At 55.9% G+C, this 19,401-nt stretch carries 17 protein-coding genes; 8 read left to right on the top strand and 9 right to left on the bottom strand.

Annotation, left to right across the window (positions count from 1 at the left end; translation table 11 throughout):
• Positions 1-32: 32 nt before the first annotated feature.
• On the top strand, positions 33-1,322 hold the full coding sequence (locus ACYAC5_RS03760) for a cystathionine gamma-synthase family protein (protein WP_176970672.1): 1,290 nt from the start codon (positions 33-35) through the stop codon (positions 1,320-1,322).
• On the opposite strand, the gene cueO is transcribed toward ACYAC5_RS03760, so the two are convergent.
• Positions 1,315-2,904 carry a multicopper oxidase CueO gene (gene cueO, locus ACYAC5_RS03755; protein ID WP_462062421.1) on the bottom strand — a complete coding sequence of 530 codons (1,590 nt, stop codon included), beginning with the start codon at positions 2,902-2,904 and terminating at the stop codon, positions 1,315-1,317. The two genes, ACYAC5_RS03760 and cueO, sit on opposite strands and share 8 nt — an antisense overlap.
• A gap of 177 nt (positions 2,905-3,081) precedes the next feature.
• On the opposite strand from cueO, the gene ACYAC5_RS03750 reads away from it, so the two are divergent.
• Complete coding sequence (locus ACYAC5_RS03750; RefSeq protein WP_007888732.1) at positions 3,082-3,429, top strand: YacC family pilotin-like protein; 348 nt, start codon at positions 3,082-3,084, stop codon at positions 3,427-3,429.
• Between the two features lie 275 nt (positions 3,430-3,704).
• On the opposite strand, the gene ACYAC5_RS03745 is transcribed toward ACYAC5_RS03750, so the two are convergent.
• The 3 genes from ACYAC5_RS03745 to dtnK are packed head-to-tail and all read right to left on the bottom strand — an operon-like array spanning position 3,705 to position 6,717.
• The gene (locus ACYAC5_RS03745; RefSeq protein ID WP_101762081.1) at positions 3,705-4,466 is read right to left on the bottom strand and encodes a DeoR/GlpR family DNA-binding transcription regulator; all 762 of its coding nucleotides are present in this window, start codon (positions 4,464-4,466) and stop codon (positions 3,705-3,707) included.
• 6 nt (positions 4,467-4,472) lie between these two features.
• Entirely contained in the window at positions 4,473-5,453 is a 981-nt protein-coding gene (locus ACYAC5_RS03740; protein ID WP_101762082.1) for a D-threonate 4-phosphate dehydrogenase, read from the bottom strand.
• Complete coding sequence (gene dtnK / locus ACYAC5_RS03735) at positions 5,446-6,717, bottom strand: D-threonate kinase (RefSeq protein WP_192412376.1); 1,272 nt, start codon at positions 6,715-6,717, stop codon at positions 5,446-5,448. The genes ACYAC5_RS03740 and dtnK overlap by 8 nt, the downstream gene beginning before the upstream one ends.
• A gap of 181 nt (positions 6,718-6,898) precedes the next feature.
• Here dtnK and ACYAC5_RS03730 point away from each other — a divergent pair, with 181 nt between their 5' ends.
• From ACYAC5_RS03730 to ACYAC5_RS03715, 4 genes are all read left to right on the top strand, one after another.
• Positions 6,899-8,047 carry an iron-containing alcohol dehydrogenase gene (locus tag ACYAC5_RS03730; RefSeq protein ID WP_192235696.1) on the top strand — a complete coding sequence of 383 codons (1,149 nt, stop codon included), beginning with the start codon at positions 6,899-6,901 and terminating at the stop codon, positions 8,045-8,047.
• 17 nt (positions 8,048-8,064) lie between these two features.
• Positions 8,065-8,949 carry a dihydrodipicolinate synthase family protein gene (locus ACYAC5_RS03725; protein WP_192235698.1) on the top strand — a complete coding sequence of 295 codons (885 nt, stop codon included), beginning with the start codon at positions 8,065-8,067 and terminating at the stop codon, positions 8,947-8,949.
• Positions 8,950-9,092: 143 nt separating this feature from the next.
• Positions 9,093-10,046, top strand: a complete 954-nt coding sequence (locus ACYAC5_RS03720; protein ID WP_192412378.1) for a phosphoglycerate dehydrogenase — start codon at positions 9,093-9,095, stop codon at positions 10,044-10,046.
• Between the two features lie 43 nt (positions 10,047-10,089).
• Entirely contained in the window at positions 10,090-11,415 is a 1,326-nt protein-coding gene (locus tag ACYAC5_RS03715; RefSeq protein ID WP_101762087.1) for an MFS transporter, read from the top strand.
• Positions 11,416-11,453: 38 nt separating this feature from the next.
• On the opposite strand, the gene yacL is transcribed toward ACYAC5_RS03715, so the two are convergent.
• From yacL to ACYAC5_RS03700, 3 genes are all read right to left on the bottom strand, one after another.
• Complete coding sequence (yacL, locus tag ACYAC5_RS03710) at positions 11,454-11,816, bottom strand: protein YacL (RefSeq protein ID WP_101762088.1); 363 nt, start codon at positions 11,814-11,816, stop codon at positions 11,454-11,456.
• Positions 11,817-11,986: 170 nt separating this feature from the next.
• The gene (acnB, locus tag ACYAC5_RS03705) at positions 11,987-14,584 is read right to left on the bottom strand and encodes a bifunctional aconitate hydratase 2/2-methylisocitrate dehydratase (RefSeq protein WP_101762089.1); all 2,598 of its coding nucleotides are present in this window, start codon (positions 14,582-14,584) and stop codon (positions 11,987-11,989) included.
• Positions 14,585-14,822: 238 nt separating this feature from the next.
• Complete coding sequence (locus tag ACYAC5_RS03700) at positions 14,823-15,080, bottom strand: aldo/keto reductase (protein WP_312464137.1); 258 nt, start codon at positions 15,078-15,080, stop codon at positions 14,823-14,825.
• A gap of 12 nt (positions 15,081-15,092) precedes the next feature.
• On the opposite strand from ACYAC5_RS03700, the gene ACYAC5_RS03695 reads away from it, so the two are divergent.
• Together ACYAC5_RS03695 and ACYAC5_RS03690 are read left to right on the top strand one after the other, a co-directional pair.
• Positions 15,093-15,335, top strand: a complete 243-nt coding sequence (locus ACYAC5_RS03695) for a LysR substrate-binding domain-containing protein (protein ID WP_225614462.1) — start codon at positions 15,093-15,095, stop codon at positions 15,333-15,335.
• 280 nt (positions 15,336-15,615) lie between these two features.
• Positions 15,616-15,762 (top strand): Hok/Gef family protein, encoded by a 147-nt coding sequence (locus ACYAC5_RS03690; protein WP_137385164.1) that lies wholly within the window; start codon positions 15,616-15,618, stop codon positions 15,760-15,762.
• Between the two features lie 144 nt (positions 15,763-15,906).
• On the opposite strand, the gene lpdA is transcribed toward ACYAC5_RS03690, so the two are convergent.
• On the bottom strand, positions 15,907-17,331 hold the full coding sequence (lpdA, locus tag ACYAC5_RS03685) for a dihydrolipoyl dehydrogenase (RefSeq protein WP_008108560.1): 1,425 nt from the start codon (positions 17,329-17,331) through the stop codon (positions 15,907-15,909).
• A gap of 173 nt (positions 17,332-17,504) precedes the next feature.
• Positions 17,505-19,391: a pyruvate dehydrogenase complex dihydrolipoyllysine-residue acetyltransferase gene (gene aceF, locus ACYAC5_RS03680; RefSeq protein ID WP_462062420.1), complete on the bottom strand. Its 1,887-nt coding sequence runs from the start codon at positions 19,389-19,391 to the stop codon at positions 17,505-17,507.
• Positions 19,392-19,401 lie beyond the last annotated feature (10 nt).

The raw sequence follows: 19,401 nt of genomic DNA, 5'->3' as shown, positions 1-19,401 counted from the left end.
CCGCCCCTTTACCGCCGAGTTCTGGAGTTCCTATGACCGCTTCATCCAGTAAAAAAACCAAGATTGGTACGCGCGAGCTGCACCCGGAAACGCAGATGCTGAATTACGGTTACGATCCGCAGTTATCAGAAGGCGCGGTGAAACCGCCGGTGTTTCTCACCTCCACCTTTGTGTTTAACAGCGCCGAAGAGGGACAGGACTTTTTCGATTTCGTCGCCGGGCGCAAGCAGCCGCCGGAAGGCAAAAGTGGCGGGCTGGTCTATTCACGCTTCAATCATCCGAACAGCGAAATCGTTGAGGATCGGCTGGCGGTGTATGAAGGCGCGGAAAGTGCGGCGCTGTTCTCCTCCGGCATGTCGGCGATTGCCACCACGCTGCTGACGTTTGCGCGTCCGGGCGAAGTGATTCTGCATTCCCAGCCGCTGTACGGCGGCACCGAAACGCTGCTGAGCAAAACGCTGCACGATTTGGAGATCAAAGCGGTGGGTTTCAGCGATGGCACCGATGAAGATAAGGTGCATGAAGCGGCGAAGCTGGCGTGGCAGCGCGGACGCGTGGCGCTGATTTTGATTGAGACGCCCGCCAATCCCACCAACAGTTTGGTGGACATCCAGTTGATGCAGCAAGTGGCGGATGTGATTGCGCAGCAGCAAGGTTCACGGCCGATTCTCGCCTGCGATAACACGCTGCTCGGCCCAGTTTTTCAGCAGCCATTGCAGCATGGCGCAGATTTGTCGCTCTATTCACTGACCAAATATGTCGGCGGCCATTCGGATTTGATTGCCGGTGCGGTGCTGGGTAGCAAAGCGCTGGTCGGCAAAGTGCGCTCGCTGCGCAGCGCCATCGGTACGCAGCTGGATCCGCACTCCAGCTGGATGATTGGCCGCTCGCTGGAAACGCTGTCGCTGCGCATGGAGAAAGCCACCAGCAATGCCGAAAAAGTGGCGGCGTTTTTACGCGATCATCCGCAGGTGGAAAAACTGCATTGGCTGCCGTATCTGGCGGCTGAAAGTCCGGCGGGCAAAACGTATCAGCGCCAGTGCAGCGGCGCGGGTTCAACCTTCTCGTTTGATATTCGTGGCGGGCAAGCGGCGGCGTTCCGTTTCCTCAATACGCTTGAACTGTTCAAACTGGCGGTGAGCCTCGGCGGCACCGAATCCCTGGCCAGCCATCCTGCCAGCACCACCCATTCGGGCGTGCCGCAGGATGTACGGCAACGTATTGGCATCACCGATGCGACCGTGCGCTTGTCGATTGGTATCGAACATCCTGACGACCTGATCGAAGATATCCGCCTGGCGCTGGAGGCTGCGGTTAACTGACGCTAAAACCGAGCATCATGCCGGTATCTTCATGCTCCAGCAGATGGCAATGCGCCATGTACGCATTGTCGGCGTTGGCGACATAGTTGAAGCGCACCAGCACTTCGCTGCGCCAGCCGTTAACGCTGACGATGTCTTTCCAGCCTGCGCGATGTGGCGCAGGCGGCTTGCCGTTTTCGGACAGGATGCGGAACTGCGTGCCGTGAATGTGGAACGGATGCAGCATTTGATCGCCTTCACCGGAAATCGTCCACTTCTCCACTTTGCCCAATTCCACGTTGAACATCGGCTTGGTCATGTTAAATGCCTGGCCGTTGATCTTGTTGCCGTTATGGAAATCATAGGCGGCAGTTTTGCCGTGGCTGCCGTGATCCATCGCCATATCGCCATGATCCATCGTCTTCGCGCTATCACTCATCGCCATGTTGCCATGATCCATTTTCATGCCGCCCATGGCTTTATCGCCGTAACGATCCATCAGCGCCTGCATACCTTGCTGATCAAGCTGCGGATCCATCATCAGCTGCAGCCAGCGGCTTTGCAGGCCTTCGGTGGCGGGAATGGGCGGCAGATCCACCAGCTTGTCCGGCAGCGTACCGCTGGCCATCACGCGCAGCGGCAGAATGTTGACCAGCGGCAGCGGTTGGTCAAACGGCGCCAGCGTCATGCCCATCTGCGTCACCGGCAGCGTTACCACGTCGAAGGCTTTGCCATCTGACGTATCCACCAGCACTTCAAAACGCTCGCCCGGCAGCAGCGGCAAGCTATCCACTTTCACCGGCTCGGCCAGCAAACCGCCGTCGCTGCCAATCACATACAGCGGACGTTGATCGCTGGTGGCGATATGCAGCGAACGCGCGTTACAGCCGTTAAGCAAACGCAGACGCAGCCAGCCGCGTGGCACCGCATGCTGCGGATACTGCACGCCGTTGGTGAGCATCATGTCGCCAAACCAGCCGACGGCGGCACGCATGATATCGAGCTGATAATCGATTTGCGTTCCCGATTTATTCAGCTGCTTATCCTGGAAAATCAGCGGCACATCGTCTTCGCCCCACTGCATCGGCAGACGCAACTTGCCGGACGCTTCATCTTCCAGCAGCACCAAACCCGCCAGACCTTGCGCCACCTGATAACCGGTTTTGCCGTGGTGATGCGGATGGAACCAGCAGGTCGCGGCGGGTTGATCGGGGGTGAAACTGACCTGACGCGTCGCGCCGGGCGCAATAATCCCTTGCGGGCCGCCATCAACATCGCCGGGGATCTCCAGCCCGTGCCAGTGCAAGGTGGTGGCTTCCGGCAGTTGATTATGGATATTCACCGTGACGGCTTTTTCGCGTTGCAGACGCAGCGCGGGTCCGAGCAATCCACCGTTGTATCCCCAGGTAGGCACCGCTTTGCCATTCCATTGGCTGCTACCGGTCATGGCGGTCAAGGTGTATTGCCCGCGGGCATCAGGCTGCAAAATGGAGGGAATCGGTAATAATGGGCGCGTGGCGGCCATTAGTGAGCGGCTCCACAGCGGCAGCGCACCGGCGGCGCTGAGTGCGGCAGTCAACTTTAGAAAATGACGACGTTGCATATTCTTATCCTTGTCGTGAATAAGGGCACAGCGTAAACCTTTACCCTGCGGGAGGGTCAAGCCCTGAAACAGATTGCACTGATAAAAAGGGTGGGAATGGCCCGAAAGGGCAAATTTAGCGGAATAGCGGCAATAACTGTGCTAACGTCAATAAATTGTCCCTTGTTGAGAATGATTATGACGAAAAGCATCAAGATCCTGCTGCTGGCGGGACTCCTTGGCTTCTCCTCCACCAGTTTTGCCCTGAGCGAATCCGAAGCAGAAGATCTGGCCGACCTCACCGCCGTGTTCGTTTATCTCAAGAACGATTGTGGCTATCAGGATTTGCCGGACGCACAGATTCGTAAAGCGCTGGTGTTTTTCGCCCAACAGAACCGTTGGGATTTAAGCAACTACAGCAATTACAACATGAAGTCGCTGGGCGAAGAGAGCTACAAGGATTTGAGCGGTATCGCCATTACCAACGACAAGAAGTGTAAGTCGCTGGCGCGCGATTCGTTGAGTTTGCTGGCTTACGTTAAGTAATCATTGCCCGCAGTTTGGTGCTTGCTGTCCCCCTCCTCGGTTGGTGCTCGCTGTCCCCCTCCTCGGTTGGTGCTTGCTGTCCCCCTCCTCGGTTGGTGCTTGCTGTCCCCCTCCTCGGTTGGTGCTCGCTGTCCCCCTCCTCGGTCCTCCCCCACAAGTGGGGGAGGAAGATGCTGCAATATGTCAGTTCGAGAGTTGCATGTGGCAGCGTCTCCTTCCCCCGCTGGCGGGGGAAGGCCGGGATGGGGGACAGCCAGCACAATCTCAACCTAAATCTAAACCGTCAACTCCAATCCAATACCCCGCTCGCGCAGGTCGCGGCACACCGCTTCATCCAGACGTGCATCCGTCACCACATCAGTCAGGCTATCAATCGGCGCGGCGCAATACAGCGACCATGAACCGTATTTACTGCTGTCAGCCAGCAGAACGCGGCGGCGCGCGTTGGCCAGCAGATCCATCTTCAATCCGGCTTTCTCTTCGGTTGGCGTGGTAATCCCGCGTTCGATGCTCCACGAGTTGCAGCTGACAAAGGCAATATCAGGATTGATGCTGCGCAGCAAACGGCGACCGTGTTCGCCAATGCACGACTGGCTGGAATCGTCGATGCGTCCACCAATAATGGTGGTTTCGATTTGCTTAAACTCCGACAGAAACAGCGCGATATGCAGATCGGCGGTGATGACCCGCAGCTTGAGGTGCGTCAGCTGGCGCGCCAGCTCCAGCATGGTGGTGCCGGCATCCAGCACCACCGCATCACCCGACTGCACGTAACTGGCGGCAAACTGCGCGATGGCCTGCTTCTCGGCGAGATTACGCTGCATCTTCTCCAGCGTGGTCGGCTGATTGGGGATAAAGCGATTCAGCGTAACGCCGCCATGGCTGCGGCTGATAACGCCTTCTTTATCCAGCTTGATCAGATCGCGGCGGATCGTCGCTGGCGAGGCAGAAATCGCGCTCACCAGTTGTTCAACAGTGACCAAATTATGGCTCTTCAGATAATCCATAATCTGGTCGAGACGGCTTTGTCCCTTCATATTTCCCTATGCAAGCTGCATCGCGAGTTTAATGGAGATCGCCATGCTCGCAGAGTTCGCTTTACCTGTCCAGGCGATATCAAACGCGGTGCCGTGGTCCGCCGAGGTGCGGATAAACGGCAGGCCCGCAGTGATGTTAACACCATCATAAAAGCCTAGTAATTTCAGCGGGATATGGCCTTGATCGTGGTACATCGCTACCACCATATCGTACTGTCCTTCCTGACACTGCAGGAACACGGTATCGGGCGGACACGGGCCACTGACATCAATGCCCTGCGCTTTCATGGCGTTAATGGCAGGCGCGACGATGGTGATCTCTTCATCACCAAACAGACCGTTTTCACCGGCATGCGGATTAACGCCTGCCACCGCGATGCGCGGCTGGTCGAAACCGACGCGGCGCAGGAAGCTGTCGGCCATGCCGATCACCGTTTGAATGCGCTCGCCGTTTAAGGTATCGAGGAACTTACGCAGCGCGATATGCGTGGTGACGTGAATCACTTTCAGCTTATCGGTATAGAGCACCATGGCGTAATTTTTGGTGTTGGTCAGTTGCGCCAGCAGTTCGGTGTGGCCGGGATAGATATGCCCCGCTGAGTGCAGCGCCTCTTTATTTAACGGTGCGGTGGCGATCGCCTGCACGTCGCCAGCCAGCGCCAGTTCGGTGGCGCGTTTAACGCAACGCCAGGCCAAATCACCCGCTGCTTTCTGCACCACTCCAGGCTGCAGCGCGGCGGCATCCGCCAGCGGCTCATCAATTACGTTGATCATGCCGGGCGCGAAATGCGCGTCCTTGACCTGGTCGAGCACGCGCAGTTCAGCCTGCGGCGTGACATGTAAACCCATCACCCGACGCAGCGTGTTAGCACAACCGACCACGACGGCAGGCACGCCCGCTAACTCACCTTCTGCCAGCGCTTTAATGATGATCTCCGGGCCGATGCCCGCCGGATCGCCCATGGTAATCGCAATAATTTTACTCACTCGACTTCTCCTCAATAAAACGAATGGCTTCTACCAGGGTGTTTTCATCACCAAAGCCACCTGCTTTGGTCATCACCGGCAGGTGTAATTCACTGTTAAGCAAAACCCCGTGCGGCACGCAGCCCGCCACAAGGCCCTGAATCTGAAAACCGCGGGCACCTGATGCCTGTGCCACGGCAATCGCCACATCGCCGCCAGAGAGATAAAGCCCAGCAGGCTGCACCTCGCGGCACACGCGGCGGGTTAACTGCGCGAGAAACTGGCAGATGCGTTCGCCCAATAGCTGACGAGAAACCTGATGCTGTTGGCACAACTGCGCAATCTCATGACGCTGCCCGGCATGTTGGGTAGTGCGTACCACGCAATGCGCGCCGTCGTGCAGCGCCTGCTGCATCTCTTGCTGCCACCGTTCAGCCTGCGGCCAGGCCGGTTGGGCAAACAGCTGACGGATATCAATGTCGATAATGCGGATGTCACGCTGGCTAGCGAGGCGTGTAATCTGCTGCTGCGCAATGGCGCTCATCGAACCGACCACCGCCAGCACCGGACGCGACTGACGTGCCGCCAGCAACGCGCCGAGCGCATCGCTGAGCCCGGACGCTCCGGCCAACAACGGACGCGTCTCCAGCGTGGCTGCCGCGGCCATCAACAAGGCAATGTCGGCGTCCTGCTCGATATCCACCACCAGCAAACCTTGCTTGCTGGCCAGCACCTGCGCCAGTTGATCGCTGCGCAGCGTGGCGAGATCGAGGGTTTCACCCGGCAATGTGCTCTGCATCTGCAGACGCGTCAGCACATGGCCGCTGGTGACCGGCGTTTTGGGATCGCTGGCGAATTCGCTGTCGATCAAACGCTGCTGATGGATCCACACTTCACCCGCACGCGTGGTGCGTCCCAGCTTCGGCACTGCCGGCACCACTAAGGCTAATGTTTTACCGCTGGCCTGCATCGCGGCTTCGATCTCCGCGCCGGGATTGCCGCGCAGCGTGGAATCGATCTTCTTAAATAACCAACCGTCGTTAGCGATGGCCTGATGTTGCTCAATGGCAGCTCGCGTGCGCCGGGCCGCTTCTTGTGCGCTGGTTGCACGGCTATCGGTGCTGATCACCAGCACATCGGCAGCACCAGCGTCGTGTGGCGTGCTGCTCTCAAACAGCACATGCACACGCGCCCCGGCTTGTGCCAGCCCGCTGCCCGCGTCATTGGCGCCGGTAAAGTCATCGGCAATCACTAAGACTGGCGTTTTCCATGGCTGTGAAGTCATGCTCTCTCCTCTTCCGGCCGCTGCCGGGTCGCAATGATTATAATCAATCATGATTGATTATATGTGAGCAAGATCAAATTAATCGAAATCAATTTGCCCTATAAAATTAGGCACTGCAGTGATGGAACTCGCGCCGACTGAGCAAAATCAATCATTCCGCGCAAAAACGTAAGGGTAAGAGATGAATATCAACAGCACCGTGATCAGTGGCTTTCAGGCGCTTAATGACCTCAGCTATTTACTGCAAGGTAAAGACAAAGCGCTGCTGGTGACCGATAAGAATATTGAAGGCATTCCGGCGGTACAAAAGCTGATCGCCCAGCTCACGCAGCAGATTGTCAGCCTGAGCATCGTCAACACGGTGCCGCCAGAGCCTAGCCAGCACGATGTGGCGGCCATTGTCGCCGCGCTGCCGAGCACCGATGTGGATCTGGTGATTGGCATCGGCGGTGGCAGCGTACTGGATGTCGCTAAGCTGCTGTCGATTCTGTGTGTCGAAGATGCGCCGACACTGGAGGCGTTACTGGCTGGTGAGAAGCCGCACACGCGCACCACTTCGCTACTGATTCCGACCACCGCAGGTACTGGCTCGGAAGCCACGCCTAACGCGATTCTGGCGATTCCCGAGAAAGAGACCAAAGTCGGCATTATCACGCCGGTGATGCTGCCAGATTATGTCGCGCTGGTGCCAGAACTCACCACCAGCATGCCACCGCACATCGCTTCTTCCACCGGTATCGATGCGCTGTGCCATTTGATTGAGTGCTTTACCGCGACCGTGGCGAACCCGGTGAGCGATAACTATGCGCTGATCGGCATGAAAAAGCTGTTTGCCAGCCTCGAAACCACTATCGCCGAACCCGACAATCTCGAAGCGCGCCTGAATATGCTGTGGGCATCTTATTACGGTGGTGCATCGATTGCGCATGCCGGTACGCATCTGGTACATGCCATGTCTTATCCGCTGGGCGGCAAATATCACCTGCCGCACGGCGTCGCCAATGCCATTCTCCTCGCGCCCTGCATGCGCTTTGTACGACCGGCGGCGGTGAGCAAATTCGCTCAGGTTTACGATCTGCTGCCGGATGCCGACATCACGCTGGACGACGAAGCCAAATCCCACGCGCTGGTGGCGTATTTTGCCGCACTGGTGAAGCGCCTGAAGCTGCCCGCCAGCCTGGAAGAGCTGGGTATCGGCCCGGATCATCTGCCGTATCTGGTGGAAGCCGCGCTCGACGTGCAGCGCCTGATGAAGAATGTACCGATGAAAGTGGGCGCCGATGACGTACGAAACGTCTATCTGACGCTGTTTCCGGCTTTGAATTACTAAGGATTATTGAGGACACCATGAGTAAGAAAATTCAGGGCGTATTAACCGCCATCGTCACCACCTTCGATCGCGACGGCGCATTCAACCCAGCCGCCCAGCGCGAGCAGGTACAACGCCAGTTAAGCGCCGGCAACGGTATCTTCTGCGGCGGCACCAACGGCGAATTCTTCGTGCTGAACGAACAGGAGAAGCTGGCGGTGACGCAGACCTGCGTCGATGAAGTGAACGGCAGCGCGCCGGTGGTGGCGCACATTGGCGAGATCTCCACGCGTGAAACCATTCGCCTTGGGAAACAAGTGGCGAAGCTGGGCGTGGATGCGGTTTCGGTCATCACACCCTATTTCGTGCCGCTAAAGCAGGAAGAGCTGATTGCCCACTATCGCGCGGTGGCTGACGCCATCGACGTGCCGCTGTTCCTTTACAACATTCCGGCGCGCACCGGCAACACGCTGCAACCGGAAACCGTACGCACGCTGGCCGCACACCCGAACATCATCGGCATCAAAGACAGCGCCGGCAGCTATGAGAGCCTGAGCGGCTTTCTGCAAGCGGCTGCAGGCATCAACAGTTTTGATGTGCTGAACGGCCCGGATTCGCTGATCCATCAGGGCTTTGTCGACGGCTGTTCGGCCTGTATTTCTGGCCTTGCTAACGTGGCGCCTAAAGAGATCAACGCGATTTGGGCGCGCTTCCATGCCGGCGATATCGAAGGTTCGCGCCTGGCGCAAGAGAATGTGACCGGTCTGCGCACCGATCTGTATAGCGTCGGCTTCTCTCCCGCCGCAGTGAAAAAAGCAGTGACGCTGCTTGGTTTTGAGGTTGGTGACAGCCGCTACGCGGTGAGTTTCTCAGCCGAAGAAGAGCAGAAGATCCGCCAGATTGTGAATCAGTATTTGCAGTAATTAGAGTCATCACCATAGCAGCGTGAAGCCGATTTCAATCGCCGCACAAGCCGTAGCGGCGCGATTTTTCGCGCAATAAATTGCGCCGCTACGATGCATGCGATCCGCGGGAACGGTATTTATTTTCAACATCGGGAAGAATTATGAAAGTCATCTGTACCTCACCGTCGTTTGCAAAATATGACGCGACGCCGATAACCACGCTGCAACAGCACGGTTTTGAGCTGATTACGCTGCCCGCCGATGCGCCGCTGAGCGCACTCCAGCCGCATCTGGCTGACACCGTGGCGCTGATCGTGGCTTTTACCGACATCAATGAAGAGCTGCTGGCGTTAGCACCGCAGCTGAAAATCGTCTGTAAGCACGGCGTCGGTGTAGACAACATCAATCTGGATGCTACGCGTGCACGCGGGATTTACGTCACCAACGTGCCGGATGCCAATAAACATGCTGTCGCTGATTTCGCCTTTGCTTTGATCCTTAACAGCGCGCGTCAGATCACCCAAGCCGCCATCGAAACCCGAGCGGGCAGCTGGCCGCGTATTTTTGCCACCGACGTGTACGGTAAAACACTGGGCATCATCGGGCTGGGCAATATTGGCAAGCAGGTCGCGCTGCGCGCCAGAGGTTTCAACATGCGGGTGATCGCGTTTGATTTTTATCCTGATGAGCCGTTTGCTACTGAACACGGCATCGACTTCGTCACGCTGGATCAGCTGACCGAAACCAGCGATTTCATCACTCTGCACATGCCGCTTACCGACAAAACGCAGAATCTGTTTGATGCCGCGCGCCTCAAACGCATGAAGAAAAATGCCTTCCTGATTAATGCCTCACGCGGCGGCGTAGTGAATGAGCAGGATCTTTATCAGGCGCTGCTGGATGACGTGATCGCCGGAGCAGCGGCTGACGTGTTTGTGCAGGAACCGCTGACCGAGCATCCGCTGTTTACGCTCAGCAACTTCATTCCCACTTCGCACATTGCCGGTTACACCGACGGTGCGATCAGCGCGATTGGTGAACGCTGCGTGACGCAAATTGTGCAGTGCATACAACGGGGCGAACGCCCAATCAACGTGATGAACGGGCTGGAATAACACGCCACCTTTCTCTGTAACCTTTTTCGAGTGGATAATTACTATGACTAACTCTGCGCGCTCGAGTCGTATCCGTTGGTGGATTGCTGGCCTGATGTGGCTGGCCATCGCCATTAACTACATTGACCGCACCGTTCTCTCGGCAGCGGCTCCGCATCTGATCAAAGAACTCGATATCAATCCTGAAATGATGGGCTTCATCATGGCGGCGTTCTTCTGGTCTTATGCGCTGTTGCAGATCCCAGCGGGCTGGTTTGCCGATCGCTTCGGTCAGAAAAAAGGGCTTGGTATCGCCGTCGGCTGGTGGTCGATCGCCACCATGGCGATGGGACTGGCGACCGGCTTTAAATCGCTGCTGGCGCTGCGTTTAGCGCTCGGCGTCGGTGAAGCCGCCGCCTATCCCAGCAACGCGGGCATTACCGCGCGCTGGTTCCCGGATCGCGAACGCGCCACGGTTTCTGGCCTGTTCGACAGTGCCTCCAAATTTGGTGGTGCGGTGGCCATGCCGCTGATCGTCTTTATGATCGCCCTGTTCGACTGGCGTCTGACCTTCCTCGCAATAGGTGCGCTGGGCTTGTTCTGGGTGATTGCCTGGTACTTTATCTACGCTGAAAATCCGGAAGATCATAAGTCGATAAGCCAGCAAGAAGTGCGCTTCATCCGTAATGGCCAGACGCAAAAGCACGGCGACAAAAGCGTGCGGCCGATGAAGTGGTACAAGCTGCTGCGCTACCGCAATATCTGGGCAATGTGCATTGGCTTTTTCACCATCAACTACACCTCCTATTTCTTTATTACCTGGTTGCCGACCTATCTGGTGAAAGATAAAGGCATGGATTTCCTCAAAATGGGGATGGTGGCTGCGCTGCCGCTGATCTGTGGCATGGTGATTGAAGTGCTGGCGGGTTGGGCATCGGATCGCATGGTGCATAACAAAGTGCTGTCGCTGACCGCTACACGAAAACTGTTTCTCACCATCGGCCTGCTGATGGCGCTGTGTATCGGATTTGCCCCGTTCACCGATTCGGTGTTTATGACCGTGCTGCTGCTGTGTATCGCCAAATCCGGCACCACCGTGGCGGCATCACAAGTGTGGGCCTTGCCGGGCGATGTGGCACCGCAAAACAGCGTGTCGATTGTGGCGGGGCTGCAGAATACCGTTTCAAACATGGGCGGCGCGGTGGGGCCGATCATTACCGGCGCGATTGTTGGCGCAACCGGCCACTTTACCTGGGCGCTGGTGTTCTCGGCGGTGCTGGTGGTAATTGGCATTCTTAACTATCTGTTCCTGATGGGTAAAGTTGAACCTATCGTCGATGAGGAACAGGTGACGCATGCGCATTCCGTGGCAAGTGGCGCGGCGCGGTAATCGTCTGGGTCGCCATCAATGGCGACCTTACTGTTTAGTTATTTACCGGCAATAAACAGCCGATAAGCGGCAATCACTGCGAGAAAATCGTCGACGCCACAGAAAGAGAGGCTCTCTTCGTCGTAATAAGTCATGCCCTCTTCCATGCCGTCATCTTCCAGCGCCAGCTGGTTGGCACGAATCATCACCTCTTCATCATCCAGCCACAGCGTGTATTCATGCCCGACACGCTGCCACTGATTGATGGTGCCTTTCACCTGTTGGGCGGCGGCCTCAACTTCATCCAGCAACGGCAGATTGTCTTTGACCTCTTCGTTGAACCAGTGCCCCACCGCTTCGTGGTCCATCGACATACGCACTTTGACCTGACCGGTCAAATCACGCAGAAATTCATATTCCATGATTGCCTCATACTGATGACGCGCTGTGCAGCACAGTGTTAGTGCATTTTGTGCGCAGCACGCTGAATAAAGTGGGATCGCGCTCGCATTATGCCTGGAGATGTCAGCGGAAAAAAGGGCATAAAAAAAGGGACGATTTTCATCGTCCCCTTGTTCATCCCGATAACCGATTAAACGGCAGTCTGGAAGATCACTGTGTCGGCTTTGTCAGTGTATTGTCCCAGCTGATCAAAGTTGAGGTAGCGATACGTGTCAGCCGCGGTCTTATCAACCTGCAGCATGAACTGCTGATACTCGTCCGGCGTTGGCAGCTTGCCAAGCAGCGAAGCGACCGCCGCCAGCTCTGCTGACGCCAGGAAGACGTTCGCGCCGGTACCCAGACGGTTCGGGAAGTTACGGGTTGAGGTGGAAACCACCGTCGCGCCGTCAGCCACACGCGCCTGGTTACCCATGCACAGTGAACAGCCCGGAATCTCGATACGCGCACCGCTCTTACCAAAGACGCTGTAATAGCCCTCTTCGGTCAGCTGGGCGGCGTCCATTTTGGTTGGCGGCGCAACCCACAGACGGGTTGGCAGCTGGCCTTTATGGGCATCCAGCAGCTTACCGGCCGCGCGGAAGTGACCGATGTTGGTCATGCACGAACCGATGAACACTTCGTCAATCTTCTCGCCCTGCACGTCAGACAACCAACGCGCGTCGTCTGGATCGTTCGGTGCGCACAGAATTGGCTCTTTGATCTCGGCCAGATCGATATCGATCACCGCCGCGTACTCAGCATCCGCATCGCCTTCCAGCAGTTGCGGATCGGCCAGCCATTTCTGCATGCCTTCAATGCGGCGCTCCAGCGTACGACGATCGCCGTAGCCTTCCGAGATCATCCACTTCAGCAGCACGATGTTCGAGTTGAGATACTCGATGATCGGCTCTTTATCCAGCTTGATGGTACAGCCGGCAGCAGAACGCTCAGCCGAGGCATCGGTCAGCTCAAATGCCTGCTCAACTTTCAGTTTCGGCAGACCTTCGATTTCCAGCACGCGGCCAGAGAAGATGTTTTTCTTCCCTTTCTTCTCAACGGTCAGCAGGCCAGCTTTAATCGCATACAGCGGAATGGCGTGTACCAGATCGCGCAGGGTGATACCCGGCTGCATTTCGCCTTTGAAGCGCACCAGCACCGATTCCGGCATATCCAGCGGCATCACACCGGTCGCAGCAGCAAACGCCACCAGACCAGAACCTGCCGGGAAGGAAATACCGATTGGGAAACGGGTGTGTGAGTCACCGCCGGTACCAACGGTATCTGGCAGCAGCATACGGTTCAGCCAGCTATGGATAACGCCATCGCCCGGACGCAGCGACACGCCGCCACGGTTCATGATGAAGTCTGGCAGCGTATGGTGCGTGGTCACGTCGACCGGCTTCGGATAGGCGGCGGTATGGCAGAATGACTGCATCACCAGGTCAGCCGAGAAGCCGAGGCACGCCAGGTCTTTCAGTTCATCACGGGTCATTGGACCGGTGGTGTCCTGAGAACCGACAGAGGTCATTTTTGGTTCGCAGTATGAGCCCGGACGGACACCCTCTACGCCGCACGCGCGGCCGACCATTTTCTGCGCCAGCGAGTAACCGCGGGTGCTAACAGCCACATCTTTGGCTTGTACGAACACATCGCTATGCGGCAGACCCAGCGATTCGCGCGCTTTGGTGGTCAGGCCGCGACCGATGATCAGCGGAATACGACCGCCAGCACGGACTTCGTCCAGCAGCACGTCGGTTTTCAGCTCAAAGGTCGCCAACAATTCGTCGGTTTCGTGATTGCGCACTTCGCCTTTGTACGGGTAAACGTCAATGACATCGCCCATGTTCAGACGATCAACGTCGAGCTCGATCGGCAAGGCGCCCGCATCTTCCATGGTGTTGAAGAAGATAGGAGCGATTTTACCGCCGAGGCACAGACCGCCGCCCTTTTTGTTCGGCACGTAAGGAATATCGTCGCCCATAAACCACAGCACCGAGTTGGTGGCGGATTTACGCGAAGAACCGGTACCGACCACGTCACCGACGTAGGTTAGCGGGAAGCCTTTAGTCTGCAGTGCTTCGATCTGTTTGATCGGGCCAATGTTACCCGCATCGTCGGGTTCGATGCCTTCACGGGCGTTCTTCAGCATTGCCAGCGCGTGCAGTGGAATATCCGGACGTGACCATGCATCCGGCGCCGGAGAGAGGTCGTCGGTGTTGGTTTCGCCGGTCACTTTGAACACGGTGGTGGTAATTTTTTCAGCCAGTTTTGGACGCTTCAGGAACCATTCGGCATCGGCCCAGGACTGGATAATTTTTTTCGCGTGTGGGTTACCCGCTTTGGCTTTCTCTTCGACATCGTAGAAGTTATCGAACATCAGCAGCGTGTGAGACAGGGCTTCGGCAGCAATCGGCGCTAAGGCTTCATCTTCTAACGCTTCAATCAGCGCATGGATGTTATAACCGCCCTGCATGGTGCCCAGCAGCTCAACGGCTTTTTCGCGAGTAACCAGAGGAGAGTGGGCTTCGCCCTTAGTGACAGCTGCCAGGAAACCGGCTTTTACGTACGCCGCTTCATCAACACCTGGTGGGACACGGTTGACCAACAGGTCGGTCAGGAATTCTTCTTCACCCGCTGGCGGGTTTTTCAGCAGTTCAACCAGCGCGGCCATTTGGGAAGCATCTAACGGCTTAGGTACGATTCCCTGGGCAGCACGCTCGGCAACGTGCTTACGGTATTCTTCTAGCACGACGTTCTCCTCGCTCTCATTGTATAGCTTTCCGGTGCACCCCTTGATGCTGTCGAACAGTAGGGTGAGGTGCCCGGTTCCGCGTGGGGCAGCATAGCAGCATTTCGCCTGATTGTTAATCTGTTTACAAAAAAGCAACATTCGTGCGTTTTTTAGCAGCTTCATCTGCAAATTGAGCGGGATCACATAAAAAAGCAGGCTATGAAAGCCTGCTTGTTCTCATGTACGCAGAAGAGTGTTAACGATCAACCAGCACGAATTCGCTGTCGTTATAGCGTTCGCCCAGAATATTTTTCTCGCTAAACCACTCGTCCAGCGTGGCGACATCCGCATGACGTAATGCTAAATCGGCGGCGGCGCAGTTCTGTTCCAGATGGGCGATTTTGCTGGCGCCGGGAATCGGCACAATAAACTCGCCTTTTGCCAGCACCCACGCTAACGCTAGCTGAGCGGCTGTTGCATCATAACCTCCAGCCATCTCGGTAAGTTGATTCACTAACTTCTGGTTATGAGCCTGCGCATTCTGCAGGGTAGTAATGAGCGGATATTACAGGCAGCCCGTGCGGGCGTAGGCATTGCCTTTCTGCATGAAGCTACGGTGCGGGAAGTTTTAATTCGCGTTGAGTTAGTGGAAATACTGGCGAACTTCACTCAGGTAAAAGAAGGATTCTGGCTCTACTATCCGAGCCGGAAATATCTGCCCGTGCCACCAAGTCATTTTATTGATCGGCTTACAGAAATTAATTTTTAATTAAAAACATCCATTACGCGATCTATTTAAATGATTAGATAATATAAAAATCCATTAATTATAAATAATTTAAAATATTAGATGAAATAAAAGAAGTTTGGCGTAGACTGCCTGCGGGCGCTTGAGGCAACTTGCTTCAAGCTGAAAAGATTGGGGTAGGTTGTGGAGCGTAAAACCGTGCAGTTAACTTTCATTAACCGCACGGGCAAGCATCATACCCTAACACCTGAGAAATGTCAGGGTAGTCGCTTGCTCGTGCTAAATCAAGAGGAACGTGACTATGAAGTCTATATTCAGCAAGCTGATTATCAGCGGGCTCATTCTATTAGGATTGTGTCTGGTTAATCGCAGTTCACTCTGTGAATTACGATTACGGATATTCACTGCTGAATTATCGGCTGTTATGGCTTACGAAGCGCAACAGTAAAAATTCACTAGCGGGAGTCCGCTCCCGCTATTCCGGCATTGCGCATGTGTTAGCTCTTGCGCCTTTTTTATTTGTTTATTTAAATAGAACCACTAATAAAAAACGGCTCCTTAAAGGAGCCGTTAATTTATTCAAAGCGCGAACTTATTTCTTTTTCGCTTTCGGGTTCGGCAGGTCAGTGATGCTACCTTCGAACACTTCGGCAGCCAGGCCAACTGATTCATGCAGCGTTGGGTGCGCGTGAATGGTCAGAGCGATATCTTCGGCATCACAGCCCATTTCAATCGCCAGACCGATTTCACCCAGCAGCTCGCCGCCGTTGGTGCCGACAATCGCACCACCGATAACACGGTGAGTCTCTTTGTCGAAGATCAGTTTAGTCATGCCGTCTGCACAATCAGACGCAATAGCACGGCCTGAAGCGGCCCACGGGAAGGTGGACACTTCGTAGCTGATGCCTTTCTCTTTGGCTTCTTTCTCGGTCAGACCAACCCAGGCAACTTCTGGCTCGGTGTAAGCAATGGATGGGATCACTTTCGGGTCGAAGTAGTGCTTCAGACCCGAGATCACTTCCGCCGCTACGTGGCCTTCATGCACACCTTTGTGCGCCAGCATTGGCTGACCCACGATGTCACCGATAGCGTAGATGTGCGGTACGTTGGTGCGCATCTGCTTGTCGACACGGATAAAGCCGCGATCGTCCACTTCCACGCCTGCTTTACCCGCATCAAGGCCTTTACCGTTCGGTACGCGACCAATCGCCACCAGCACCGCATCATAACGCTGTGCGTCAGCTGGCGCTTTTTTACCTTCCATCGATACGTAGATACCGTCGTCTTTCGCTTCAACAGCGGTCACTTTGGTTTCCAGCATCAGGTTGAATTTCTTGCTGATACGCTTGGTAAAGACTTTCACTACGTCTTTATCAGCAGCCGGGATCACCTGGTCGAACATCTCAACCACGTCGATCTCTGAACCCAGCGCTTTATAAACGGTGGCCATTTCCAGACCGATGATGCCGCCGCCCATAACCAGCAGACGCTTCGGCACTTCTTTCAGTTCCAGCGCATCGGTTGAGTCCCACACGCGCGGATCATTGTGCGGAATGAATGGCAGTTCGATTGGACGAGAACCGGCCGCGATGATCGCGTTATCGAAGTTAATGGTGGTTGCGCCACCTTCACCTTCGACCACCAGCGTGTTAGCACCGGTGAATTTGCCGAGGCCAGTCACCACTTTCACTTTACGACCTTTCGCCATACCCGCGAGGCCGCCAGTGAGCTGGTTGATCACCTTCTCTTTCCACGAACGAATTTTGTCGATGTCAGTTTGCGGCTGGCCAAACACGATACCGTGCTCTTCCAGGGCTTTTGCTTCGTCGATCACTTTGGCGACGTGCAGCAGCGCTTTTGACGGGATACAGCCTACGTTCAGACAAACACCGCCGAGGGTGCTGTAACGCTCAACGATTACGGTTTCCAGACCTAAATCAGCGCAACGGAAGGCTGCAGAGTAACCTGCAGGACCTGCCCCAAGTACCACGACTTGAGTTTTAATCTCTGTACTCATCATGACCTCTTGTTTGATTACCGGCAGTCAGGAAAAAGCTTTTCCCAAGCTCTAATGCCCTATATCCGCCGGGACATTTCACCGCGAGAGTTTACAGAATTGTTAACAAACTGCCAACCGCGGCAACATTGAATGCTTACAACAAGGCCGGCTTTCGCCGGCCTTGATTAACTTCACATCACCAGACGGCGAATGTCGGACAGTGTGTTGTTGATGATGGTGATAAAGCGCGCACCATCAGCACCGTCGATCACGCGGTGGTCGAAGGAGAGTGAGATCGGCATCATCAGACGCGGCTCAAACTCTTTACCGTTCCACACCGGTTCCATCGCTGACTTGGAAACACCAAGGATAGCCACTTCCGGCGCGTTGACGATTGGCGCGAAGTGCGTGGTGCCCAGGCCGCCAAGGCTGGAGATAGTGAAGCAACCGCCCTGCATGTCGCCGGCGGTCAGCTTGCCATCACGCGCTTTCTTGGAAATCGCCATCAGCTCGCGGGACAGTTCAGTGATGCCTTTCTTGTTCACATCTTTGAACACCGGAACCACCAGACCGTTTGGCGTATCAACCGCCACACCGATGTTGATGTATTTCTTCAGCGTCAGTTTCTGTGCATCTTCAGACAGTGAACTGTTGAAGCGTGGCATCTGCTCAAGAGCAGCGGCAACGGCTTTCATGATGAACACCACTGGCGTGAATTTCACATCCAGTTTGCGTTTCTCTGCTTCGGCATTCTGCTGTTTGCGGAACGCTTCCAGATCGGTGATATCGGTTTTGTCGAAGTGTGTAACGTGCGGGATCACCACCCAGTTACGGCTCAGGTTGGCACCGGAGATTTTCTGGATACGGCCCAGTTCAACTTCTTCGATTTCGCCGAACTTGCTGAAGTCCACTTTCGGCCAAGGCAACAGACCTGGCAGGCTTCCGCCGCTGGCTGCTGCAGCCGGAGCCGCTTCAGCGCGTTTCACCGCGTCTTTGACGTAAGTCTGCACGTCTTCTTTCAGGATGCGACCTTTACGGCCGGTGCCTTTGACTTTCGCCAGGTTAACGCCGAACTCGCGCGCCAGACGACGAATCACCGGCGTCGCGTGTACGTAAGCATCGTTCTCAGCGAACTCGCCTTTCGCATCCGCTTTCGCTGCTGCTGGGGCCGCTGCCGGTTTCGCGGCTTCTGCCGCTGGAGCCGCTTCCTGCTTAGCCGCAGGCGCCGCAGCCGGTGCCGCGCCTTCCACTTCGAACACCATGATCAGTTTACCGGTGCTGACTTTATCGCCAGTCGCCACTTTCAACTCTTTCACGGTACCGGCGAACGGTGCAGGCACTTCCATTGAGGCTTTGTCGCCTTCAACCACGATCAGGGATTGCTCAGCAGCGACTTTGTCGCCCACTTTCACCAGGATCTCGGTGACTTCAACTTCGTCGCCACCAATGTCCGGCACGTTGACGTCTTTAGCGCCAGAAGCCGCAGGTGCTGCTGCTGGAGCCGCTTCCTGTTTAACTGCTGGAGCAGCCGCCGGCGCTGCGCCTTCTGCTTCGAACACCATGATCAGTGAACCGGTGTTCACTTTGTCGCCGGTGGAGATTTTGATCTCTTTCACCACGCCCGCGAACGGTGCCGGGACTTCCATTGAGGCTTTGTCGCCTTCAACGGTGATCAGCGACTGCTCAGCCGTTACGGTGTCGCCCACTTTGACCAGTATCTCAGTGACTTCAACTTCGTCGCCGCCGATGTCCGGTACGTTGACTTCTTTGCTGACCGCAGCAGCGGCAGCAGGAGCGGCTTCCGCTTTCTTCTCTTCGGCTGGCGCTGGCGCCGCTTCTGCGGCACCTTCTGCGTCAAAAATCATAATCAGCGAGCCGGTTTCGACTTTGTCGCCGGTCGAGATTTTGATCTCTTTAACCACGCCCGCCTGCGGCGAAGGCACTTCCATGGAGGCTTTATCGCCTTCCACGGTGATCAGCGACTGTTCAGCTTCAACTTTGTCGCCCACCTTTACCAGGATTTCGGTGACTTCAACTTCGTCTGCCCCGATGTCCGGTACGTTAATTTCGATAGCCATTACTCTCTTA

The organism is Pantoea sp. y20 (genome assembly GCF_054903455.1).
The sequence above is the reverse complement of the archived record's forward strand: the minus strand, read 5'-3'. Positions and strand labels throughout refer to the sequence as shown.